Below are 21,896 nucleotides of genomic sequence, written 5' to 3' on the forward strand. Positions count from 1 at the left end.
CATTTAAGCCACAAAAACAATACTAAAACAACCCTCAGTCACGTCTTTTTATACAGTGCTTTTGTGGATAAACCCCACCTAAAAACTGAAAACGAAAAAGGGTGCCTCAAATTACTTTTGAGACACCCTCTTCTGTTTTATGCGTAATAGATGCAATCAGCTTAAAGCGTCTTCACCATTACCTGGGCGCTAACCGGGCAGGTGTGGCTAAATTCAGACGAAGCCTTTATTGCTTCCGGCGCCTCATCGCGCTGCAGTTTGTTAAATCCCTTGCGGATGAAGTATTCTGACGCGGTTTCTGTAAGCAGGTATAATGTATGAATGCCGGTTTCAGATGCCCGGTTCTGAAGGGAGGTTACCAATGCTGTTGCAACAGATCTGTTCCGGTAGTCAGGATGTACGACCATCGAGCGTAACAAACCCAATTCCCCATAGCGCTCCATACCGATTACCCCGACTGTGCAGCCCTCGTTTTCTGCCACCAGGAAGTCTGTAAGATCGGCTGGTAAATCTTCAGTTGGCAGCTTTTCAGCTTGCAGCAGCTTAATGATTTGTGGTCTTAATTCAGGGGTGGCCTGGTGGATGCGCATACTATGATGTTTGATGGGTGTGTACTAATTTAGTCAATTCTGTTAAAGGCGGGTCGGATCTGGTTAAACTCCTTTTCGCAGACTTTCGGCATAAGCATCGGGTAAGGGGCTATCCTCGACGGCTTTGGCCGCTTTTTCGACATCATACGGAAATCGTACAAATTCAACCCTCACCGATTCGCGTTGGTGAATACTGCTGCTTTCATCTATGTGCAGCAACACGTATCCTCCCCGCTGGTCGCCATCTTTGGGTTTGCCTACTGAGCCGATGTTGATGGCATGCCGGTAGCGTTTTGCCTCTGCTTCGTCAATCTCCAGTATGCGGTGGTAAGGTTTGTGTGTATGTCCAAAGCATAAAATGTCTGCATCTGCTTCCTGCATAATTCTCTGCAGGCTTTTTTCATCACGATCTTCAAAGAGGTACTCGTTGATCTTGCGCGGGCTGCCATGCACCAATAAGAGGTTGAGTTTGTCATTGTTCAACTGGAACTCGAGTTTGATATGAGCTGGCAGGCTCCGCAGGTATTTTCTTTCTTCTTCCTTTACCAATTGATTGGTGAAGGAGATCGATATTGCTCCATTGGCCTTTTCCTCCTCTGTTTTATAGGCGCAACCACAATCATTGCTGGCCCTGCCGATACCGAAATCGTAGTTGCCGGCGATGGTGGGAATGCCGCGCTGCCTGATGGCATTGATCACTTCGTTGGGCCAAATATTATACCCTACCAGGTCGCCGAGGCAATAGACTGCATCGGGGTTTTGATGCTCGAGGTCGGCAAAGAAGGCCTCCAATGCGGGCAGGTTGGCGTGAATATCAGAGAACAGTGCAATTTTCATAATGGTAATTATTAAGCGAGTTGAGTTTTTGTATAGTATTTTCTTCTAAGCCAAAAGGCAACATTGACCAAGGCTATTAGTGCGGGCACTTCTACCAGTGGGCCGATCACTCCGGCAAATGCCTGTCCGCTGTTGATGCCGAATACACCGATGGCGACTGCGATGGCCAGTTCAAAGTTATTGCCGGCAGCGGTGAATGCGATCGATGCGTTCTTCGAGTAATCGGCCCCCAGTGCCTTGGCGGTGAAAAAGCTCACCAGGAACATCAGGGCAAAATAGATGACCAGGGGAACCGCGATCCGAACAACATCCAGGGGTATCTGAACGATGAGTTTTCCTTTGAGGCTGAACATGACCACGATGGTAAACAGCAGGGCGATGAGGGTGAAGGGTGATATTACCGGGATGAACCTGTTTTGATACCAGCTGTCGCCCTTAGCTTTTCGCAACACGACACTGGTTAGTATGCCAGCGGCAAACGGTATCCCCAGGTAAATGGCTACGCTTTCGGCTATTTGCCCGATGGTGATGTTCACGGCTGCCCCTTTAAGCCCCATGAGCGGCGGTAATACGGTGATGAATACATATGCATAAACACTAAAGAATAAGACCTGAAATATACTGTTGAGGGCTACCAGTCCGGCTGCATATTCCCTGTTGCCTTCTGCCAGTTCATTCCAGACGATCACCATTGCTATACATCTTGCCAAACCGATCAATATGAGTCCGGTCATGTATTCGGGATAATCCTGTAAGAAGACTATGGCGAGCAGGAACATGAGCAGCGGGCCGATGATCCAATTGAGGAGGAGGGAAGCGCCCAAAATCTTCGTATTCCTGAATACCTCGCCCAGTTTTTCATAGCGAACTTTTGCCAGTGGCGGGTACATCATCAGGATCAACCCGATGGCCAGGGGTAGGTTGGTGGTTCCGCTGGAATAGGAATTGATCAGTGCGGGCACGGATGGCGCGAAGTATCCTAGTAATATCCCTATTGCCATTGCTCCGAATATCCATAACGTCAGGTAACGGTCGAGAAAGGAGAGTTTTTTGGGTGCTTCGGGATTGCCCTTGTTTGCGCTCATGCTAATATGTTCTGTTAGGAATTCCGGACAGTTTGTATGGCAAACTATCCGGAACTCTATTTTGCTGGAATGGTGTTCATTTCTAATTGCAGCAACCGGGCGCGCAACAAGCCGTCTGTTCTTTCGGCTTTTCCGCATAAACGGTAATGCTGTAGATGCCGGTGTTGCTATTCCTGAATTGTGCGATCTCTTCTGCTGATAGATAGGCCGCTAATATATCGTTAGGTATGTTGATGATCTTTTCTTTCTGGATGATGATGTTGGTGAAGCCGTTTGATTCGATCAGCTCCAGGTAGACCTGTTTTTGAATGGCACCGGACACGCAACCTGCGTACATTTCTGCGGCCTCCTGAATGGCAGGAGGGAGGTGGCCTTCCAATACGATATCGGAGATGCTGAAATGAGCACCGGGTTTGAGTACGCGGTGTATTTCTTTAATGACAGCGTCTTTGTTGGGCACCAGGTTGAGGACACAGTTACTTACGATTACATCGGCGATGTTGGCAGAGAGCGGCATTTTTTCGATATCGCCCTGGCGGAACACCACGTTGTGATAACCTAGCTTTTCGGCATTGGTTCTTGCTTTTTCGATCATGGCCGGTGTGAAGTCGATGCCGATCACCTTGCCGGTTTCACCGGTTTCGGCCCTGGCGACAAAGGCGTCGTTGCCGGCTCCGGAGCCTAGATCGACCACTACATCGCCCTTTTTGATCTTCGCAAACTGGGTGGGTAGTCCGCAGCCCAGGCCGAGATCGGCGTCGGGGTTGTAGCCTTCGAGGCTGGTATAATCGTCGGTCATGATATTGGCCGTTTCAATGGAGCAGCAACCTGATCCGCAGCAGGAGGCTGCATTGTCGGTTTTGTCCTGCAAGGCGATCTCACTGTATTTCTGCCTTACCAGTTCTTTCAATTCTTCATTTGTTTGCATGGCTTTACTATTTATTGGTTTATTGCAATATTGCGATTTATGGCGGCAAAAAAAAGGATCAGCAACAGCCATCCTTGTTTACATAGGCTACAAAGAAGGCATCGAAGGCCAGTTTGTACTGTTTCCACACTTTGGGATCGATGCAATAACAAACACTGGTACCTTCTATGGTGCCCTGGATCAATCCGGCATTCTTCAACTCTTTTAAATGCTGGCTAATGGTTGCCTGGGCCAATCCCAATTCCTCTACCAGATCGCCACAAACACATGCCTGTGATTTGACCAGGTGTTGTATGATGGCTATACGCGCCGGGTGGGCGAGTGCCTTCATCATCTGGGCGAGCTTGTTTTGCTTGTCTGTAAATATCTCCGATTTCGTTAGTCCCATATCTATCGCAATATTACGATTGTGTTTTTGAATGACAACGATATTTCGTGGATTTTTTTATCAGGACCACGGCATCTCGTTGCGGGCAGTTGCTGGCATGCCGGGGTTCTTTATTGAATAACAGGAGATTATGCTTCTGGCATTCTATTCGTTCCCTACCCCTTTAAATAATAAAACCTACAATCATGAGCATGCAATCTTTCAACATCGTGGCCGGCCAAAGCAATATTCATTGGACGGGCAAAAAGGTTACCGGTTCTCACTTTGGCACCATCGGCATTAAGTCTGGCCGCCTGGATATACTTGATGGTCAGTTAACCGGCGGCGGCTTTGTGGTTGACACTACCTCGATCAAGATCGATGATGTGGCGGATGCGGCGCTGAACAAGCAATTTGCCGATCACCTGGCTTCGGACGATTTTTTCTCCACTGTCCGGTATCCGGAAGCGTTGCTGGTGATCACCGGCGTACAGGACAGCCGTGTTACAGGCGATCTTACTATTAAAGGGATCAGTCATTCGGTTGATTTTGCGGCGGAGACCCATATTACCGGTGATACGCTCAAGGCTTCTGCCACTATCGTGGTCGATCGTACGAATTACGGGATCAAATTCCGGTCGGGCAATTTTTTCCAAAACCTGGGGGATACGCTGATCTACAATGATTTTACCCTGGACGTGAACCTGACTGCTAAAGCTTTAAATACAAGTATATGATAACGATCAACAAATATGAAGGTGTTTTTGGCATGCATGCGCGGTCCAGGAAAGCGGAAGCAGCGCATCGGGGATTCGAGGGCGCCCTGGCTGCGCTGGAATCTTTTTATTATGGTTTTAATAACCGGGACATTGCCACCATGCATTTTGTATGGGATGACAGCGATGCCATCCTCCTCAACAACCCGGTAGGCAGCATGGCGAGGGGTAAGGAAGCGGTGATGGAGATATATGACAGGATCTTCTATGGCCGTGCCAGGGTATGGGTGGAACTGTCGGATATCGGGTTTTATGCAACGGACGAACTGGTGGTGTTTACAGGCACTGAATCGGGCGCTTTCACGAGCGATGGGGTTACCATTCCGTTGAAGATAAGGACCAGCAGGATCTTCGGGTTCCAGCCGCACCATCATCATTGGGTGCAATTGCACCATCACGGTTCTATCGACAACGCCGATGTGCTGCAGCGGTACCAGGATGCAGTATTGTGAATATTGAAGCCGGCCTTGCGCCGGCTTTTTTCGTGGGATATTGTGACGTTGCCTATTCTTAAGATATTCAGTAACTTTATACTGCTTTATTTCCCCAAAGACGTTTCTTCCATACCTATCTCCGCCGCCAATCCGACGATAGTTCCTTTATATCACTAACAATAAAGGCAATGGACAGGTCTATATTTGCAAAATTCGACGCTTCCGTAATTTGTTTTGGTCTTTTTTTGACCATGTTGCTCATGCTAAGGTTGGGTAACCGATTGAGAAAAAAAATGTGGCATGCGGGAGATACGGACACCCTTGGCGGCGTCAATGCGTTATTGGGCGCATTGTTTGGCCTGTGGGGTTTTATGCTGGCTTTTACCTTTAGTCAGTCTGGCAACCGCTTCGAGAACGTGCGGGGTTATATTGTGGACGAAGCTAATATGCTGCGCACTACCATCCTTAAAGCCGATTTCTTTCCCGACAGTATCAGGCGGGCTTACCGTACAGAATTGCGTAGTTACCTGGAAGAACGGATTGCTTATTATGAATATGCCAATAATGAAGCAGAATTCAGGAAAAACAGGGAGGCGTTGACTAAAACAGCGCACGCGCTCTGGGCTATGACCGTTGTACATTCCAAAAATGTGCCATTAAGCAGTGCTGCGAACGGTATGGCCAGCTCCCTGACCAATTTATTCGATATCGGTATTAAAAGAGAAGTGCTGTTAAGTTCCGGCATTCCGGCCCCAATTTCGATCATGCTGATCATACTTGTATTAGCAATATGTCTTGTCGGTGGATTTACCACCCCCACCATTAAGCGGAAAGAATGGATCGTTATTGCTGTGTTTGCCTTGCTGGCTTCGGGCATTCTGTATATCACGATGGATCTTGCGAGACCAATGGCTGGTTTGATCAAACCAGATGCAGGACAGGCAGCCATTGTAAATTTGCGCAGCTTTTTTAATGAATAAAGGAGCAATTAGAGGCAGTGCCGGACAATTGAATGTAATATTTGTGCCTGACGGGCAAGGTTCTAAAACAAGTAGGACCTCAAAAGTATTTTGAGATCCTACTTCTTGCTGTATATGCCAGCGTTGCGCTATTCGAATTTAAGGATCCAGCCACTTTCAAAAGTGCCGTTTCCGGTGAGGTCTCCGTCGTTACTTGTAGAAGTTCCACCCATCAAATATTTGTTGTCGGTAGTCTTTATAATAGTATTGGCATAGTCATTAAGGGTTCCTCCCAGCGCTTTGGCCCATTGTTTGTTGCCTTGTGCATTTAGCTGCAACAACCAGGCGTCCTTGCCTCCATGATGACCAGGCACGGTGGCATCGTTGCTTTGTGTAGTGGCAACGAGGTAGTAAGCGCCATCGGGGGCGATTGCCAACGCGCCTCCTTGCTCCTCCATATTTCCACCAAAGAGCTTTTGCCATGATTGGTTACCTTCTGCGTTGGTTTTGATCACCAGGATATCCATACTTTCTGTTTGTTGATTATAGGCCTTTCCCGCAACGAGGTATCCGCCGTCGTTCGTTACCACCCCGCTTCCCATATCGATATTGTTATATCCTCCATGGGTTTGTTGCCATAAAATGGTTCCCTCGGGCGTGCATTTTGCCATCCAGGCGCGCCAGGGGCCACCTCCGCCAATGTTGCCTATCAATAGAAACTTGCCATCGTTGGTAGGGATCACGTGGCGGCCCATCAAGTCATTACCAGTTTCGCCGATTGTAAATCCGCTCAACAAATCACCATCCGGAGCTACAATTATGTTCCATGCTTTGTTGTTGACATCGGAACTTCCCCCTACCTGTCCACCGGCGCTGCTTGAATAACCAGTAAAAAAACATTTACCACCGGAAAGAGCTGCTATACTTTGTGCGGCATCGATACCGGAGCCTCCGTACGTGCGGCTCCAGGCTATAATACCCTGGTCGTTGATCCTGGTGATCCAATAGTCGAAGTTGCCTTTGTTCCCATTTTCAATAGTTCCATCGTTGCTCCTGGTATTGCCGGCGATCATATAATTACCATCGCTGGTGGCAACGATTTTATTGAGATAATCTGCTTTTGAACCGCCAATCAATTTCTTCCACTGTAGCGCGCCAGCACTATTAAATCTGGCAATGATGCCCTCTTCCTGAGGTTCAGTGCGCCCCGGAATCGTTCCAAATACAGTTCCAACCATGATGACACCACCATCTGTGGTAGCCACCCCACTGTTAAACGATATGTGGAAATTATCGCTCGCCAGTTGTGAGAAAACCTTTTTAAAGTATGGTGTACGATTGATCTTTATTGAAGTGGCTGGCACGCGCTGATCGGCGGAGGTAATAGTCAGCGTTACCTCTTCCGCTGTGCCGGCAATTTCCTTATTGTTCTTAACATAAACTGTGGCCGAGCCACTGCCCTTTGTTGAACTAACCTGCAGCCAATCGGCCGATGGGGGCGTACTCAAACTCCACGCACCATCACTGGTGATGCTAATACTGTCGAGCGCATCAATATATCCTTGCAGGGTAATTCCGGTCTTGTTGGTTGAGAATTGAGATAGCGGGGTGTCGTCGCTTTTGTGGCAGGCCGTGCAGCAAAGCATGGCCGCAATGACCCAGGGTAATCTGTTCTTCATGAGATTTGGATTATTTGTTAGCCCAAAGATATTTTTGGCCGGGAAGTTCAAAAGTGTAATCGTCCGAAATGCCCATATGGGTTTTCGAAACGACCGATAAGATAGCCGGAAGGGTTCGTGTTGTGAACTTATTTCAAGGATGTGTAGGTTTTGGCTTATTTTTTTACTGCAAATACCCTTTCATTGCTTGATAGTCTATATATTTGGTAGACAATAATCTACTATGTACGCTATCTTTCATGAGCATCCTGATTGGTTCAGGCCTTTATTCAATGAACTTTCGGCCCGCCAGATTCCCTATGTGCAGCTTGATCCTACACGACATTATTTTGATATAGAAGAGAAAACATATCCTTATGCTTTGTTCTTTAATCGCATGAGCCCTTCGGCTTACCTGCGGGATGGGGTGCAGGGCATCTTTTACACCCTCAACTTTTTGAAGCACCTGGAAGACAACGGGATACCAACGGTCAATGGTTACAAAGCCTTTACGTACGAAACGTCGAAAGCATTGCAACTGAGTCTGCTGGAGCGACTGGGACTCGGTTATCCGAAGGCCAGGGTGGTGAACCACGTAAGTCAGCTGGCAGCGGCTGCAGAGGGGCTCCGGTTTCCGGTAGTGGTGAAGGCGAATATCGGTGGCAGCGGTGCCGGTATTACACGTTATGATTCGCTGGAAGTGCTGCAGGAGGCTGTAGTGCAAGGCGATATTTCATTTGGTATCGATCATACTGCGCTACTGCAGGAATTTATCCCGGCGCGTGGAGGTTTCATTACCCGGGTTGAGACGCTGGGTGGTAAATACTTATATGCAATCCGTGTGTACACGACCGGGGAGAGTTTTAATCTATGTCCCGCCGACATTTGCCAAACGAACGATGGCAAAGAACTGGTACGCAATGCCTGTGCGCTGGATGCGCCGAAGAACGGACTGAAAGTAGAAGCTTATACTCCTCCTGATGAGGTGATCCAGGCGATTGAAACAATCGTGCAAGAGACGGGTATCGATGTGGGCGGTATTGAATACATCATCGATGATCGTGATGGCTCCTTACTTTACTATGATATCAATGCGCTTTCGAACTTTGTGGCCGATGCTGATAATGTGATCGGGTTCAACCCGCACAAAAAACTGGTGGACTTTCTCCAGACGAAAGCAGCTCAAACTGTATCCCCATTAACCCACGCCCATTAATTATACTGACTATGAAATATGGTTACTGGCTTCCTGTTTTTGGCGGATGGCTGCGCAATGTAGCCGACGAGCAGATGTCGCCCACCTGGGATTATGTTAAAAACCTGGCCATCAAAAGTGAGGACTGGGGATATGATGTTTCGCTGATCGCGGAGCTCAATCTCAATGATATCAAGGGCGTGCAGGGGCATTCGCTCGACGCCTGGAGTACGGCTGCTGCGCTGGCCGCTGTTACCAAACGCATTGAATTGATGGTGGCGGTGCGGCCGACATTTCATAATCCGGCTTTGCTGGCCAAGCAAGCGGCCAATATCGATCACATCAGTAATGGCCGCATCACTTTGAACGTTGTATCGAGTTGGTGGAAAGATGAGGCAGAAAAGTATGGTGTTCATTTTGAACAACATGATGATCGTTATGCCCGGACAGCCGAATGGCTAACCGTGCTCGATAATGTGTGGAAGCGGGATGGGTATAATTTTGACGGAAAGTATTATAAAGTAAAAGATAATGTACTGCAGCCGAAGCCGGTTTCCGCTCCGCGGCCTTTCATCTATGCGGGCGGCGAATCGGATACGGCCAAAGACCTGATCTCTTCGACCTGTGATGGTTATGTGATGCATGGCGATTCGGTAGAGGTGATCGCCCGCCGAATCAATGACATGAAGGAACGGCGTGCGCGAAAGAATCTGCCCCCGATGAAATTTGGGGTAGCCGCTTACAGCATCATCCGCAACAGCGAGCAGGAAGTAAAGAAGGAGTTGCAACGTATTACGAATGTGCAGGAAGGCAGCGCGGGGTATCACAATTACCAGCAATGGATCTCGGGCACGCAGCTGGAGCAGCGGGTGTCGCTGGAAGATTACTCGGTCTCCAATCGCGGGTTACGTACGGGGCTAACCGGTACGCCTGGTAAGGTACAGGACACGATCGGCGAGTTTGAACGTATCGGTGTCGACTTCTTTTTACTGCAATGCAGTCCGCAACTGGAGGAAATGGAGCGCTTTTCGGAAGCTATTATACAACCCAGTTTTGCGGATGCTGTCACTATTTAGTCAAGCTAACCTATGGCAAGAATACATCCGCTATTCCGTTAATTCAATAAGTTATTTTGTATGAAGCCAATACTTTATCGCATCATGTTGCTATTGCTGGTCGCTCTGTGTAGCACCAGTATGTATGCTCAAAGCGCCAACGAGCCGGCGGTCATCGAGAATTATTACAAAGTAAAATGGGGGTATGCTGCGGAGTTCATCGAACTATGGAAGAAAAACCATTACCCCTTCTTGAAGAAGGCCCAGGAAAAAGGCGATGTGCTCACGGTGGTTGCTGTAAAGCCCAGTTTGCACGCGGGGGAGGAGACCCGGTGGGACTTTAAAGTGACCATCCGGTTCAAAAATCTGCAAGCTGCTTTCGACCCCAACCTCACTGCTCCTTATAAGAAAGCATTATATCCCGACCTCGAGAAATTAGACAAAGACGAGCAGCACCGCTTTTCTTTATTACTGGCCCATTGGGATGTACTGGTAGAAGAGATCAAGCTATAGCTGTGATATTGTTTCGCCCGCGATATGGGCCGCTTCACTTATCATATGGTCCGTTTGACCGGTGTGGTGCTTGGGCTGATCCCGCTACTACCGGAACTTTAGGTGGTGAATGTAATCATCATCTAAAAGTATCAATATGGACAAGCATACAGAAAACGGATTTGCCAGGTATGGCACCTATGAACCAACCCGTACGGGCATCTTACTCGTAGACCCGTACAACGATTTCCTGCACCCCGATGGGAAATCTTATCCCAAATCGAAGGAAGTGATCGAGGGTGTTCACTTACTCGACAATATGCGCAAGGTCATCAGGACGGCGCGTGAACTGGGTATCCGCGTTTTTTATGTTCCCCACCACCGTTCGGAACCCAACGATTTCAACAATTGGAAATATCCCACCAGTGGCCAGCTTTCAACGAAGGAGCGACAGGTTTTTGCCAAGGACTCCTGGGGCGGCACTTTTCACGAAGATTTTTTACCCCTTCCCAACGATGTGATCATTAAGGAGCATTGGGCGCAAAATGGCTTTGCCAATACCGACCTCGATCAGCAGCTGAAGCAACATGATGTAGATCGCGTGATCCTGATCGGCATGCTGGCCAATACCTGTATCGAAGCTACGGGCCGCATGGCGATGGAGCTGGGGTATCATGTAACGCTGGTGAAGAATGCTACGGCCACCTATTCGTGGGATCATATGCATGCTGCGCATGAATTGAATGGCCCCAGCTACGCGCATGCTTTGCTCGATGCCGATGAGTTGTTGGCTATTCTACAGGGAAAGACTATTATCAAAAACGCTTAAATCAAGGATCATGGAATTTTTTGAAGAACATATAGCCGACTCGCCTTTGCAGCTGCGTCAGCACAATCCGGGTTTCTGGCAGGTGACGATCGATGCACCGCCGCTGAACCTGTTTGGCCCCGAACTACTGGATGGCCTGGAAGAACTGGTCAAGAGGATGCGGCAGTCACCGGAATTGCGGGTGATTGTTTTCGATAGTGCGGTCGAGGAGTTTTTCATTGCGCATTTCGACGTGGTGAAGGGGCAGGAAATACTGAAGCGGAAAACTGCTTCGGGGATACCGCCCTGGATGGATGTGGCGATGCAGTTGCGTGAATCGCCGGTGATCAGCATCGTGTCGATACGCGGCCGTACGCGCGGTGTAGGTATCGAGTTTGCTACGGCCTGTGATCTGCGCTTCGCCAGCGAGAAAGCAGTCTTCGGTCAATTCGAGGTAGGGGTGAGTACGATACCGGGTGGCGGTAGTATGGAGTTTTTGCCCTTGGTGGTAGGGCGCGCCCGCGCCCTCGAATTGGTTGTCGGTGCGGATGATATCGATGCGGTGACTGCCGAAAAGTATGGGCTGATCAATCGCCTGCTCCCCGACGATCAACTCGATGCGTTCGTTTTCAATCTTGCGCAACGCATCAGCCAGTTTGATCCCGTGATCACAGGACAGGCGAAAACCATGATCAACAAACGATCGCCACAACCTTCGGTGGATGATCTGAAAGATTCCCGGACTGCTTTTATCCAGTCTACGCTACGGCCCGAGCGGAAGCGGGTGAACCAGCGATTACAGGAATGGGGCATTCAGCATTACAACGATTTTGAATTAAACGTAGGCTCGTATTTAAACCGCATCGGCGACGATGGGGATGGCTTATAACCTTTATAATTTATTTTTATGAAACTAGCAGAACAAGTAGTGGACTCCAGCTACAGTGCAGTCATCAATGCACCGATCGAAAAGATCAATTTACCGGAATGGGCTTTTAATTTGTCGGAAAAGGATTACCAGGAATGTTCGCCAGCGCATGTAACCGCTGCAGTGACTACCGGTCCGGATGGCAGACGAATGTCGATCAATGTAGAAGTGCTCGGTGGCAGTCCCATGGTACAGCATTACCAGGAGGAAGTGTCGAAGCCGGATCATTTGGTGCTGACTTCTTTTTCGGATGTGTATACGCCGGCGGGCCGTATCGTGATGCACGTGCGCTGGGAGCTCATCGTGAAAAAGATCAGTGATACGCAGACAGAGTTTACCAACCACGTTACTTCCCATGCAACGGAGGATATGGTCAACAACCTGGAAAAGCAGGGCATTCCTTTTTCGCTCTTCAAGGCGCAGAGACAACCCGTTTCAACCTATCATAACCAGACGGAGACGCCGCGCTTTGCTGCCAGTATTGAACGGGCTGCGCTGCTGGCGGGGCGTTAAGGAGGGAGATTCTTTGCGGTTTACTTTGAAGGTCGAAACACGTTTTCCTTTGGAGCTACTTTGAAAGCCGGACAATAAAGGAGATGTCCTTCGCAGGCTACTTCCTTTTCAGCCAGCTTTCGGGCAAATAGAGGATACAAATGTTCATGGACCGGTTATCGGCCGAGAGCATGGCTGACTGTATCTCGATCTTTGTGCCATCCGGACTGAAGGTAGGGTGGGGGTGATCGGCTGCCGTAGTTTTATGCCCTGCGGTGAGGGTGATCATTTCGCGTGTGCGGCGATCGATGAGGTATACGTTGCGGCTAAAGTCGTCGCCTACGGCAAAGCGACCGTCCGGTGAGCCGTGCACATGCCATAAGCCGCTGCCGGCGGGCGTTTGACCGGCGATGACAGCCTCACGGCTACGCAGGTTGACAATGGCCAGGCCGGTTGGTTTTTCGCGGGTGCCGGAAGGGCCCCAATCGGCTTCCTGGCCCGGGTTGGCGCCACCGACCCCAGTTGCGGGCGCTGCCACGCCGGTGTTGGTGCCGGGTATCTTGCGGTGGCCCATGATGGCGATGGCGACTTCATCTTTCCCAATTACGGCTTCGTGTGTTACCCATTCGTAGGGTGCTTCGGGATACAAGGGACGCAAGCCTGTTCCATCGGCCATGACCGTCCAGGTGCGCTGTGGCGATTTGCCACCGGTTTCCCAGCAGAAAACTATTTCATCGGGTTTCCAGGTATTGGCTTGTATATGTCCCACCTGGAAGGGAACTGCGATCACGTGCCGGATCTCACCCGTGTTGATATTCATGCGGGCAATGCCAGATGGACCTGCTCCCATTTTGCGGGGACCAAAGCTGGGTTCTATTTTGGCGTCGGCCGGCAAACGGCGTGCAGCCTCTTCTTTGCCTATGCGAAAATAAACCCATTCCTCGTTAGCATCGAGGGCCATATCACCGCCGGCGCCTATTTCGGGCGGTGTGGTTCCGCATATCCGCTGATAGGCATCGGGCGCTTTCATTTTTCCTGCTTTGCTATCGGTAAATACTTTGGCCAGGTCTACTTCGATGATCTGCAGCGATCGTGGTGCTGCACCCCGTGCTGTATCGGCGCCAGCGTTCGGGTTACGCATAAAATACAGTTTCATGGAGCGCTGCGCTATGTTGAGCATGCCGGTATAACCACCTTCGGATACCTGTACGATATTGCCGGTTGTTTCATGCACGGCCAGCGCTTCACCATTGGCGAGTGCAGAGCGGAAGATGACCCATTGCCCGTCGGCCGTCCACTGCGGATGGGTGGGATAGATCTTCGAATCGCCATGTGGCTTGCTGGTGAGGAACACGAGTCTTGCGCCCGTTTGCGGGTCCTTCATCTCTTTTCTTTCGGCGGGGAAACGTTTGCCTAGTTGGGCGGGGGCAAGGGCGGATAACAACAGCAGCGGCAATAATACAAAGCCTTTGACGGCCTGGTAAGTATATTTCATATAGCATTACGTTGGGTAGTGCCAAGGTAACCAGCCATTGCTCTTTTGCCGTCCTGTTGTGTCCTGTGCAAATGGGGTGAGCCGGGATCAGGCGTCCGGTATTTCAGGCTCTACCAGCCTGGCAAGCTTCTCGAGTGACTCCTGCCAGCCCAGGTAGCACATCTCTACTGGTATCACCGCAGGAATGCCTTCCTGAGTTATTTTGATTTCCGTACCTGCTATCGTTTTCCTGAGCGATACAGTGGTGGTCATTTCTCCCGGCAGGTTCGGATCGTCGAATTTATCGGAGTATTTCAACAATTCGTTGGGTTTTATCTCCAGATAAGTTCCTCCGAAGGAGTGACTATGGCCGGTGGAAAAGTTCTGGAAGGACATTTTGTGCGAACCGCCTTTTTCTACCCGCATCTCGTGTACGGTACAAAGAAAACCGTAAGGAGGCAACCACGAAGCGATCGCATTGGGTTCTGTAAATGCGCGGAATACTTTTTCCGGAGAAGTTTTAAGGACCCTGTGTAAAGAAACCGTGTTAGTTGACATATCATCAGTTTATGTTCCTACTCATCTGGCTTTTCGGTGACGCCCGTTTTTGTGGTGGTGACTGCTCCACTCAGCTTTTGTGCTGGCTGTACAAAGATGGTAAGAAGTTTTATATTGGGCAGGGGCGATATACGGCTTTTCCATGGGGTGGATGCGAGCTCGATCAGTGGTTAGAGCCATTTTGAAATCCATATTTCATAGTTTTGCGGCAAACTGTTATGCTATGTCTGTTCTTAAGTATATCAATCCCTCTACCAGGGCCAACAATGATACAGGTTTCGGCGCCAACACGAGCAGCAGTGGCGGCCGATTTGTGAACCGGGACGGCTCTTTCAATCTTCGCAAGGTCGGTTTGCCTTTCTGGGACCGCACGAGTGTTTTTCATATCCTGTTGAACCTCTCTTCCTGGAAGTTCTTTTCAGTGATCATTCTCTTTTTTATAGGCATCAACCTGGTGTATACGTCCGTTTATTTCTGGCTGGGCGCCCAGCAGTTTACAGGTATGTTGAGCCATACCCGCTGGGAGGAGTTCAAGGAACTTTATTTTTTCAGTACGGAGACCTTTACTACGGTTGGATACGGAAGAGTTAATCCAATTGGCGACGGTGCCAATTTTGTAGCTTCACTCGAGTCGCTCAACGGTTTTCTCTCACTGGCGATATTTACGGGTTTGATCTATGGCCGATTCTCCAAGCCGAAGGCCTACCTTGCTTTCAGTGAGCATGCAACCATCACCGCTTATAAAGATAAGACCGGTCTGATGTTTCGGTTTGTTTCCTACAAAGACCATCACACACTTACGGATGTAGAAGTTATTGTAACTGGCGCATTGTTGGTACAAGAAGACAATAAACGGGTCTACAAATTCTTCGACCTGCCATTGGAGCGCAGCAGGATTCAAAATCTACCGATGAACTGGACGGTGGTTCATCCGATCGATGAACACAGTCCGCTGCTGGGATTGAGTGAGCAAGACGTGAAAGATTGTGATGTGGAGATCTATGTGCTGGTAAAGGGCTTCGATGATGTATTCTCAAACCAGGTGCTGAAGCGCACCTCCTATACGCATGCAGAGATCAAGTTTAACCGAAAGTTCGTGCCGATGTACCGGGAAACCACCACTACTACGATCCTCGAGTTGAATAAGCTGGATGAGTTTGTGGAGGTAAACTAAGGGTAAGGGAAGGTATGCTTTTTGCCCAATACAAATCCTGCGGCGACCCTTAGCGAGAAGGATATCGACCATGCCTGGGGCGTGACCGCATGGCATCAAAATTGAAGCGTTCTGCGAAAAAGAGCATTATGTACACTACAGCCATCAAATCGCAGGACGAGGCGTTGACCCATTTGTTTTTTCACTGTTGCCTCAAAGACGAAATGCTAACCGATGCGGAATTGGAAACGGTTTCCGGCAAACTGGTGGCTGCCGGCCTTAACAAGACGCTGAATTTTAAGGAAGAGATGGTCAAATACCGCGCGTATAGCCATCAGCTTACCGATGAACCTGCTTACCTGCAGTTCCTGGTGGAACAGATCAATCCTGTTAATGAGCTGGCCCTTTACTCTTATTGCGCTGAACTGGTGTTGAGTGATCAGACGTTGTCAGCAGTAGAAGAGACCCTCTTAATCAATATCGCGGCCGCTCTGGGTATCAGTCGCGAAGAGGAGGATGTTGTTAAAAGATTGATGGTGCAGCGAAGGGTAGTGGAAGCGGATAAGTTATTTTAGGTTAGCATCCATGAGCTTTAGAGTTCAAGGCTTCCTCATAAAGGTGGCAATGTCTATAAACGGCGCCACCCATATCTGTGCTTCGTTCTTTTTCAAAAACTGCAGCAGCTCCCGGTGTGCTTCGGCCGATACGTTGAGCGCATGCTCGCCGCCCACTCCGTGAAATACAAAAACGAGCAGCGCATGGTCCTTCATTGCTTTCTGTACGGCAGCGATGAGTTCCGCTCCGCTATTTCCTGCCGGTGCCATCCATTGGATGGTCCTGTTGCCAAAGCCGTTGACCGTATTTGCATCGGGGGTGGCATCCCGGATGCCCGTGAAATGATCTTTTACTGCGTATAGATAAGAAGAATCAGCTACTTTGGTGTCTCCACAAGGGCAGGCGAGGGTTCTTTGTTTTTTGCCATCTGTTGCTTCCAGCAGTGCATTATTGACCTTTATTTCATCTGTCATTCGTTGCAGGGTGTAGTTGTTGAGGTCGTAGTCGGGCTTTACCCACTCGCGCCCGGGCCTTTTACCATAACAGGGATGGTAGAGTGTATGGTTGCCCAATTCATGCCCTTTGGCGGCTGCTTTTCTCCAATCGCCGATACGTTGTGTAAAAGGGGCGGCTGATCCTATCAGGTAAAAGGTTCCTTTAAAGCCGGCCGAATCCAGCGTGGGTATTACCTGGTCGAGGTGTATATTAAGTGCGTCGTCGTAAGTAAGCGCCACGGCAGCTTGTTTCCTGTTCCAGGTATTTGTTTGTGCACAGGAACTGAATCCATGGCAGATCGTCAAAAGCAGGAGGGCTGGTGTTGTTATACGCATATGGTGGCAACTTTGTCACTAAATATAAGACAACTGTTGCATAACTTAGACGCTTCGTTCATTAATTGGAGAATATGAATACAACAGGAAGAACAGTTTGGGCAGTATTGGCGATGCTCGTGTTGATGGTGGCGGGGCATTTGCGGGCTGCTGCACAGTCAACTGCCCGGCCCAATATCGTGGTGATACTTTCAGACGACCATGCCTACCAGGCCATCAGTGCCTATGGGAGCCGGCTTACCCAAACACCGCATATCGACAGGATCGCCCGGGAAGGGGCCCTGTTTAATAAAGCTTATGTAACCAATTCCATTTGCGGTCCGTCACGCGCTACTATCTTAAGCGGAAGGTACAGCCATAAGAACGGGTTCAAAGACAATGTGCAGAGTGATTTCAATTTCAACCAGCACATCTTTGTGAAAGACCTGCAGCAGGCCGGTTATCAAACCGCCTGGATAGGGAAGATGCACCTGGGTGACAGTACGCCGCAGGGTTTTGATTATTACAACTTACTGCCGGGACAAGGGCACTATTATAATCCGGATTTCATCGGGGTGGGCAAGGTGCGTAAGCAATACCATGGATATGTTACCAATATCATTACCGACCTGTCGGAACAATGGTTGAACGGAAGGGATAAGGACAAGCCTTTTTGCCTGGTGATCGGCCACAAGGCCACCCACCGCGTATGGATGCCCGACCTGCCCGATCTTGGCCTGTTTGAGAACAAGACCTTCCCGCTGCCAGCGAACTTTTATGATAATTATGCCACCCGCAAAGCTGCGATGGTGCAGGATATGTCGATCGACAAAACCATGTTGATGGATTATGATCTGAAGATGTATGATAGCGTGGCGGTGGCCGACAGGCAAGCTGCTGTTAAAAGAATGGATGCTGTACAGAAGAAGACCGTGCTGGACCACTACAAAAAGATCTATGATGACCTGAAGGCACGCAAGCTGAGCGGTAAGGAGCTGGTGGAGTGGAAATATCAGCGGTACCTGCGCGACTACCTCGCTACGGCAGCTTCGCTCGACAGGAATATAGGCCGGGTACTGGATTATCTCGACCAGCATGATCTTACAAAGAATACCATTGTGATCTATCTATCGGACCAGGGCTTTTATATGGGCGAGCATGGCTGGTTTGATAAACGATTCATGTACGAAGAATCGTTCCGCACCCCTATGGTGATGCGCTACCCCGGCGTTATCAAACCCGGCAGCAAGGTCAATGATTTTGTGATGAACCTCGATATTGCGCCCACCTTGCTGGATGCTGCTAAAGCCAATAAGCCGGCGGACCTGCAGGGGCTTTCATTTCTTCCTTTGTTCAACAAGGGGCACCATGCCACACGTGATGCCCTGTATTACCATTATTATGAGAATGGCGAGCATGCGGTGTCGCCGCATTTCGGGATCAAAACCAAGCGGTATAAGCTGATCCGTTTTTACAAGCGGGTAGAGAGCTGGGAGTTGTTTGACCTGGAAAAGGATCCACACGAATTGAATAATATCTATCCCACGCCAAAGGGTAAGGAAGTGGCCGCTGGCTTGAAAAAGCAACTCGCTGCCCTGATCGATCAATACGAGGACACGGAGGCGAAAGTTATTTTTGAGCAGTCTATTGAATAATGGATTATGGCAATGCCGGGGCGAGCTGGCATTAGACGAACCCTTCAGGTCTTTGGGATCTGAAGGGTTCCTGCGTTTGGGGCTGGTTGTGGGGTGTTCAACAGTTGATGCTTTCTTTTTGCCAATTCATCTTGGCCGCTATTTTCTTCCGCTTGAATGTGAGGTAATCTTTGTCTTTCATCATTCAAATTGTGAAGTTATGCGTGTAAAAAGTGTATTGTACTATCTTCTTAGCGGCGCCATCGGATGGACGTCGTGCGACAAAGATGATGCGCAAACGCCTGCTGACCCCACGCCGGGTGATACTGAAATCACAGTGCAGGTGACGCCCGTGGCTGGCTCCGAAACGGAGTATGGATCAACGACCGACGTTGCTCCGCTGAACGCCCGTTTCTTTGGTATTACCAAACTGGCACTGGATACCCGCGACAATAAAACAGCGCTTTACCTGATCGACCAAAGTGATGCCGACCTACGCATTGTGGAAGGCAATAAGGTAAGGACCGTGTCGAACATCATGGGTGTGTATGCGTTGGCGCAGAGCATTTGTCTGGCTCCAGGTGGAGCGGGCAAGGTGTATATCACTTCGGGATACGGACAACTGGTACTATTTGATGTGAACCTTCCTTATGAGTGGGGCGTGAATCCGAAAGTGATCATCGATCGGAATGCGGTGAATGGAACCAGGACCGGTGTGGGTGGTACGCGGGGCATTGCCGTTGATGCCAATGGTGATATATTCCTGGGCAACGCGTATGTTAATGCGGTGACAAAGGTCAATAACAGCAGTCATACTATTACTGCCTTTGCGGGTGTGCCGCTGCCCGATCAGGCGAATGAAACACCGCCCTTTGCAGATGGGGATGCTCTTACCAAAGCGGTGTTTGGAAATGTATCTGATGTTTGTATCAATAAAGCAGGCAAACTGTATGTAGCGGACCGGCTTTACCGTACCATTCGTGAGATAGACGGTGGAAAGGTTAAGGCGCTGTTCACTCCATCACCCTATCCTTATGAGAACTATATACAACCTTCGGTAGATGGTGCTTTGAAGGATGCCAAATCTGCTATGATCAGCTATGTGGCCGTTCCGCAGGACAACAGTAACCGTATTTTCTTCTGCACCTCCGGTGGGCTTCGGCTTATTTTGTTGGATGAGCAGCGGGTGATCACGCTGAAGCAATTCCCGCAGGGCATCCATGGCATGGCAGTTGCGGCCGACGGTAAAACGGTGTATATCGCCAGCGGTTACGGTGTTGTGAAGGTGGCGTTGAGCAAGTAGTAATTCTACAAGCAACGAATGGTGCCACCATCTACCCGGATGATCGCGCCGCTGATGTAATCGGCGTAACGGCTGGTGAGGTAAGCGACTGCACCGGCGATCTCTTCGGGCTGACCGAACCTCCCGGTATCGTTGGGTATAAATTCCTGTGCTGCCCTGGACTTGATCTCTTCAATATCCGTACCCCATCCAAATTTTGGTGCTGCGTTGATGAGCCACTCCTCCACCATCGGATTCATGATGGCGCCAGGTGATACCACATTAGAGGTAATTCCGGTTCCTTTCAGCTCCCTGGCCAGCGACACCGATAAATTGTGGCGCGCGGCCAACGTGGCATTGTAATGAGGTTGTTCTTTAATGGGTTGTATACCCAGTCCGCCCCCAATATGTATGATGCGACCCCAGCCTTTTGATTTCATCGCGGGAAGGATGCGGTGCACCATACGTACATACGACAGCACATTGGCGTTGTAGATGTTTGCCCAGTCCTGGGATGTTGCATCCGTCCAGGATTGGTGACTCACGACCCCTGCATTGTTGACCAGTATGTCGATGGGACCATCTTTCAGGGCTGCTGTAGCTACGGCGTCGGCCCCTTCGTCGGTACTGAGGTCGCCGATGGCTGTAGAGACTGAGCCTCCTGCGCTGGTTATGTTATCTGCTACCTTGTTGGTGCGATCGATATTGCGGCCATGAATGACTACTGCTGCTCCTTCTGCCGCCAGCAGTTGTGCGATCGATTCGCCCAGGCCTGCACTGGAGCCTGTTACCAAGGCTCTTTTTCCTCTTAACTGTAAATCCATATTTGTCTTTTATTTTTTGCTGAATTTCATCACCCATGTAGGTGAGTACAAAGTTCATGCAATCAACCTATCGGGTTGTTTGTTCAAAAGCTCAAATATGGTTTGTTAGAAAGCTCAGTGGCGAGCGCGAAGGAACATGTTGGTACGGAAAGCACCAAACATCAGCCGCGAAGAACTGGTTATCATCTGAGCATTACCAACCCTTGACTGCGCCACCTTTGAATGCTTTTGCGGCTGCCTGCTCGGTAGCCTGGGATTGATAGGCTTTGACAAAGTTCTTTACTTTTTCAAGGTCCTTGTTGTCCTGCCTGGCTACAATGACATTTACATAAGGTGATTCTTTCTCCTCTGTCAGGATGCCCAACTCCGCCGGATCCAGGTTGGCCTGTGCCGCAAAGTTGTTGTTGATGATGGCTACCACTACTTCCTTGTCGTCCAGCACGCGAGGCAGCTGAGGCGCTTCAATCTCCACCAGTTTCAGCTGTTTAGGGTTTTCCAGGATATCAGTTACTTTGGGAAGCAGTCCTACACCATCTTTCAATTTCAGCAGACCGCTCTTTTGCAACAACAAAAGTGACCGCCCGCCATTGGTGGGGTCGTTGGGAATGGCAATGGTGCTGCCGGGTTGCAGGGCTTCGATATTCTTTATTTTTTTGGAATAAGCAACGATGGGATAAACGAATGTTTTACCTACTACTGCCAGTTTGTATCCCCGCTGTTTGGATTGCGCTTCCAGATAGGGTACATGTTGAAAGGCATTGACGTCGATATCGCCCTGGTTGAGTGCTTCGTTGGGTACCACGTAGTCATTGAAGGCTACGAGTTCCACTTCGAGGTTGTATTTCTCTTTGGCTTCCTTCTTAGCGGCTTCGGCCAATTCGCGCTCAGGGCCCGATGCTATACCTACTTTGATGTGGTTGGGGTCGTTTTTGCTGCCGGCGTTGCCGCAGGATGCGAGTACGGTTGCAGCCACAACGGCGGCAATGAATGAATGTCTTTTCAT

Annotated in this window: 24 protein-coding genes; 13 read left to right on the forward strand and 11 right to left on the reverse strand. The window is 49.6% G+C overall.

The features are described 5' to 3' along the window. Positions 1–161: 161 nt before the first annotated feature. The 5 genes from arsN2 to P2H89_RS32220 form a co-directional block, all read right to left on the reverse strand. Positions 162–590 carry an arsenic resistance N-acetyltransferase ArsN2 gene (gene arsN2, locus P2H89_RS32200; RefSeq protein WP_275835057.1) on the reverse strand — a complete coding sequence of 143 codons (429 nt, stop codon included), beginning with the start codon at positions 588–590 and terminating at the stop codon, positions 162–164. A gap of 63 nt (positions 591–653) precedes the next feature. Further along, positions 654–1,427, reverse strand: coding sequence for a metallophosphoesterase family protein (locus P2H89_RS32205; protein ID WP_275835059.1), 774 nt, complete (start codon positions 1,425–1,427; stop codon positions 654–656). Between the two features lie 11 nt (positions 1,428–1,438). After that, the gene (gene arsB, locus P2H89_RS32210; protein WP_275835061.1) at positions 1,439–2,512 is read right to left on the reverse strand and encodes an ACR3 family arsenite efflux transporter; all 1,074 of its coding nucleotides are present in this window, start codon (positions 2,510–2,512) and stop codon (positions 1,439–1,441) included. 82 nt (positions 2,513–2,594) lie between these two features. Continuing rightward, positions 2,595–3,440 carry an arsenite methyltransferase gene (locus tag P2H89_RS32215; RefSeq protein ID WP_275835063.1) on the reverse strand — a complete coding sequence of 282 codons (846 nt, stop codon included), beginning with the start codon at positions 3,438–3,440 and terminating at the stop codon, positions 2,595–2,597. A gap of 58 nt (positions 3,441–3,498) precedes the next feature. After that, a complete protein-coding gene (locus P2H89_RS32220; RefSeq protein WP_275835065.1) occupies positions 3,499–3,828 on the reverse strand; it encodes a metalloregulator ArsR/SmtB family transcription factor in 330 nt (109 codons plus the stop codon). A gap of 185 nt (positions 3,829–4,013) precedes the next feature. On the opposite strand from P2H89_RS32220, the gene P2H89_RS32225 reads away from it, so the two are divergent. The 3 genes from P2H89_RS32225 to P2H89_RS32235 all read left to right on the forward strand — a co-directional run bounded on the left by P2H89_RS32225 (position 4,014) and on the right by P2H89_RS32235 (position 5,997). Then, positions 4,014–4,544 (forward strand): YceI family protein, encoded by a 531-nt coding sequence (locus P2H89_RS32225; RefSeq protein WP_275835067.1) that lies wholly within the window; start codon positions 4,014–4,016, stop codon positions 4,542–4,544. Further along, entirely contained in the window at positions 4,541–5,035 is a 495-nt protein-coding gene (locus tag P2H89_RS32230; protein ID WP_275835069.1) for a nuclear transport factor 2 family protein, read from the forward strand. Before P2H89_RS32225 ends, P2H89_RS32230 begins: the two co-directional genes overlap by 4 nt. A 275-nt stretch (positions 5,036–5,310) precedes the next feature. Next, entirely contained in the window at positions 5,311–5,997 is a 687-nt protein-coding gene (locus P2H89_RS32235) for a hypothetical protein (protein WP_275835071.1), read from the forward strand. Between the two features lie 128 nt (positions 5,998–6,125). On the opposite strand, the gene P2H89_RS32240 is transcribed toward P2H89_RS32235, so the two are convergent. Next, entirely contained in the window at positions 6,126–7,655 is a 1,530-nt protein-coding gene (locus tag P2H89_RS32240) for a hypothetical protein (RefSeq protein WP_275835073.1), read from the reverse strand. 223 nt (positions 7,656–7,878) lie between these two features. On the opposite strand from P2H89_RS32240, the gene P2H89_RS32245 reads away from it, so the two are divergent. The 6 genes from P2H89_RS32245 to P2H89_RS32270 all read left to right on the forward strand — a co-directional run bounded on the left by P2H89_RS32245 (position 7,879) and on the right by P2H89_RS32270 (position 12,625). Continuing rightward, positions 7,879–8,850, forward strand: a complete 972-nt coding sequence (locus P2H89_RS32245) for a hypothetical protein (protein ID WP_275835075.1) — start codon at positions 7,879–7,881, stop codon at positions 8,848–8,850. 11 nt (positions 8,851–8,861) lie between these two features. Then, positions 8,862–9,905, forward strand: a complete 1,044-nt coding sequence (locus P2H89_RS32250; protein ID WP_275835077.1) for an LLM class flavin-dependent oxidoreductase — start codon at positions 8,862–8,864, stop codon at positions 9,903–9,905. Positions 9,906–9,965: 60 nt separating this feature from the next. Further along, the gene (locus tag P2H89_RS32255) at positions 9,966–10,397 is read left to right on the forward strand and encodes a hypothetical protein (RefSeq protein ID WP_275835079.1); all 432 of its coding nucleotides are present in this window, start codon (positions 9,966–9,968) and stop codon (positions 10,395–10,397) included. A gap of 136 nt (positions 10,398–10,533) precedes the next feature. After that, positions 10,534–11,205 (forward strand): isochorismatase family cysteine hydrolase, encoded by a 672-nt coding sequence (locus P2H89_RS32260; protein WP_275835081.1) that lies wholly within the window; start codon positions 10,534–10,536, stop codon positions 11,203–11,205. A 10-nt stretch (positions 11,206–11,215) separates the two neighbouring features. Continuing rightward, on the forward strand, positions 11,216–12,073 hold the full coding sequence (locus P2H89_RS32265; protein ID WP_275835084.1) for an enoyl-CoA hydratase/isomerase family protein: 858 nt from the start codon (positions 11,216–11,218) through the stop codon (positions 12,071–12,073). Positions 12,074–12,091: 18 nt separating this feature from the next. Next, positions 12,092–12,625, forward strand: a complete 534-nt coding sequence (locus P2H89_RS32270) for a hypothetical protein (RefSeq protein WP_275835086.1) — start codon at positions 12,092–12,094, stop codon at positions 12,623–12,625. A gap of 97 nt (positions 12,626–12,722) precedes the next feature. Here P2H89_RS32270 and P2H89_RS32275 read toward each other — a convergent pair whose 3' ends face one another. Together P2H89_RS32275 and P2H89_RS32280 are read right to left on the reverse strand one after the other, a co-directional pair. Further along, the gene (locus P2H89_RS32275; RefSeq protein WP_275835088.1) at positions 12,723–14,099 is read right to left on the reverse strand and encodes a hypothetical protein; all 1,377 of its coding nucleotides are present in this window, start codon (positions 14,097–14,099) and stop codon (positions 12,723–12,725) included. 87 nt (positions 14,100–14,186) lie between these two features. After that, positions 14,187–14,636 (reverse strand): SRPBCC family protein, encoded by a 450-nt coding sequence (locus tag P2H89_RS32280; RefSeq protein ID WP_275835090.1) that lies wholly within the window; start codon positions 14,634–14,636, stop codon positions 14,187–14,189. Positions 14,637–14,859: 223 nt separating this feature from the next. Here P2H89_RS32280 and P2H89_RS32285 point away from each other — a divergent pair, with 223 nt between their 5' ends. Then, positions 14,860–15,810, forward strand: coding sequence for an ion channel (locus P2H89_RS32285; RefSeq protein ID WP_275835092.1), 951 nt, complete (start codon positions 14,860–14,862; stop codon positions 15,808–15,810). Positions 15,811–15,938: 128 nt separating this feature from the next. Further along, positions 15,939–16,364 (forward strand): hypothetical protein, encoded by a 426-nt coding sequence (locus P2H89_RS32290; protein ID WP_275835094.1) that lies wholly within the window; start codon positions 15,939–15,941, stop codon positions 16,362–16,364. Between the two features lie 24 nt (positions 16,365–16,388). On the opposite strand, the gene P2H89_RS32295 is transcribed toward P2H89_RS32290, so the two are convergent. Continuing rightward, positions 16,389–17,174: a polysaccharide deacetylase family protein gene (locus P2H89_RS32295; protein WP_275835096.1), complete on the reverse strand. Its 786-nt coding sequence runs from the start codon at positions 17,172–17,174 to the stop codon at positions 16,389–16,391. 74 nt (positions 17,175–17,248) lie between these two features. Here P2H89_RS32295 and P2H89_RS32300 point away from each other — a divergent pair, with 74 nt between their 5' ends. Both P2H89_RS32300 and P2H89_RS32305 read left to right on the forward strand, forming a co-directional pair. Then, positions 17,249–18,808 (forward strand): sulfatase, encoded by a 1,560-nt coding sequence (locus tag P2H89_RS32300; RefSeq protein WP_275835098.1) that lies wholly within the window; start codon positions 17,249–17,251, stop codon positions 18,806–18,808. A 199-nt stretch (positions 18,809–19,007) separates the two neighbouring features. Then, positions 19,008–20,090, forward strand: coding sequence for a hypothetical protein (locus P2H89_RS32305; protein WP_275835100.1), 1,083 nt, complete (start codon positions 19,008–19,010; stop codon positions 20,088–20,090). Positions 20,091–20,095: 5 nt separating this feature from the next. Here P2H89_RS32305 and P2H89_RS32310 read toward each other — a convergent pair whose 3' ends face one another. Continuing rightward, on the reverse strand, positions 20,096–20,893 hold the full coding sequence (locus tag P2H89_RS32310; protein WP_275835103.1) for an SDR family NAD(P)-dependent oxidoreductase: 798 nt from the start codon (positions 20,891–20,893) through the stop codon (positions 20,096–20,098). 193 nt (positions 20,894–21,086) lie between these two features. Beyond that, a complete protein-coding gene (metQ, locus tag P2H89_RS32315; protein WP_275835105.1) occupies positions 21,087–21,896 on the reverse strand; it encodes a methionine ABC transporter substrate-binding lipoprotein MetQ in 810 nt (269 codons plus the stop codon).

Source organism: Paraflavitalea sp. CAU 1676 (assembly GCF_029223285.1).
Classification (GTDB): Bacteria; Bacteroidota; Bacteroidia; order Chitinophagales; family Chitinophagaceae; genus Paraflavitalea.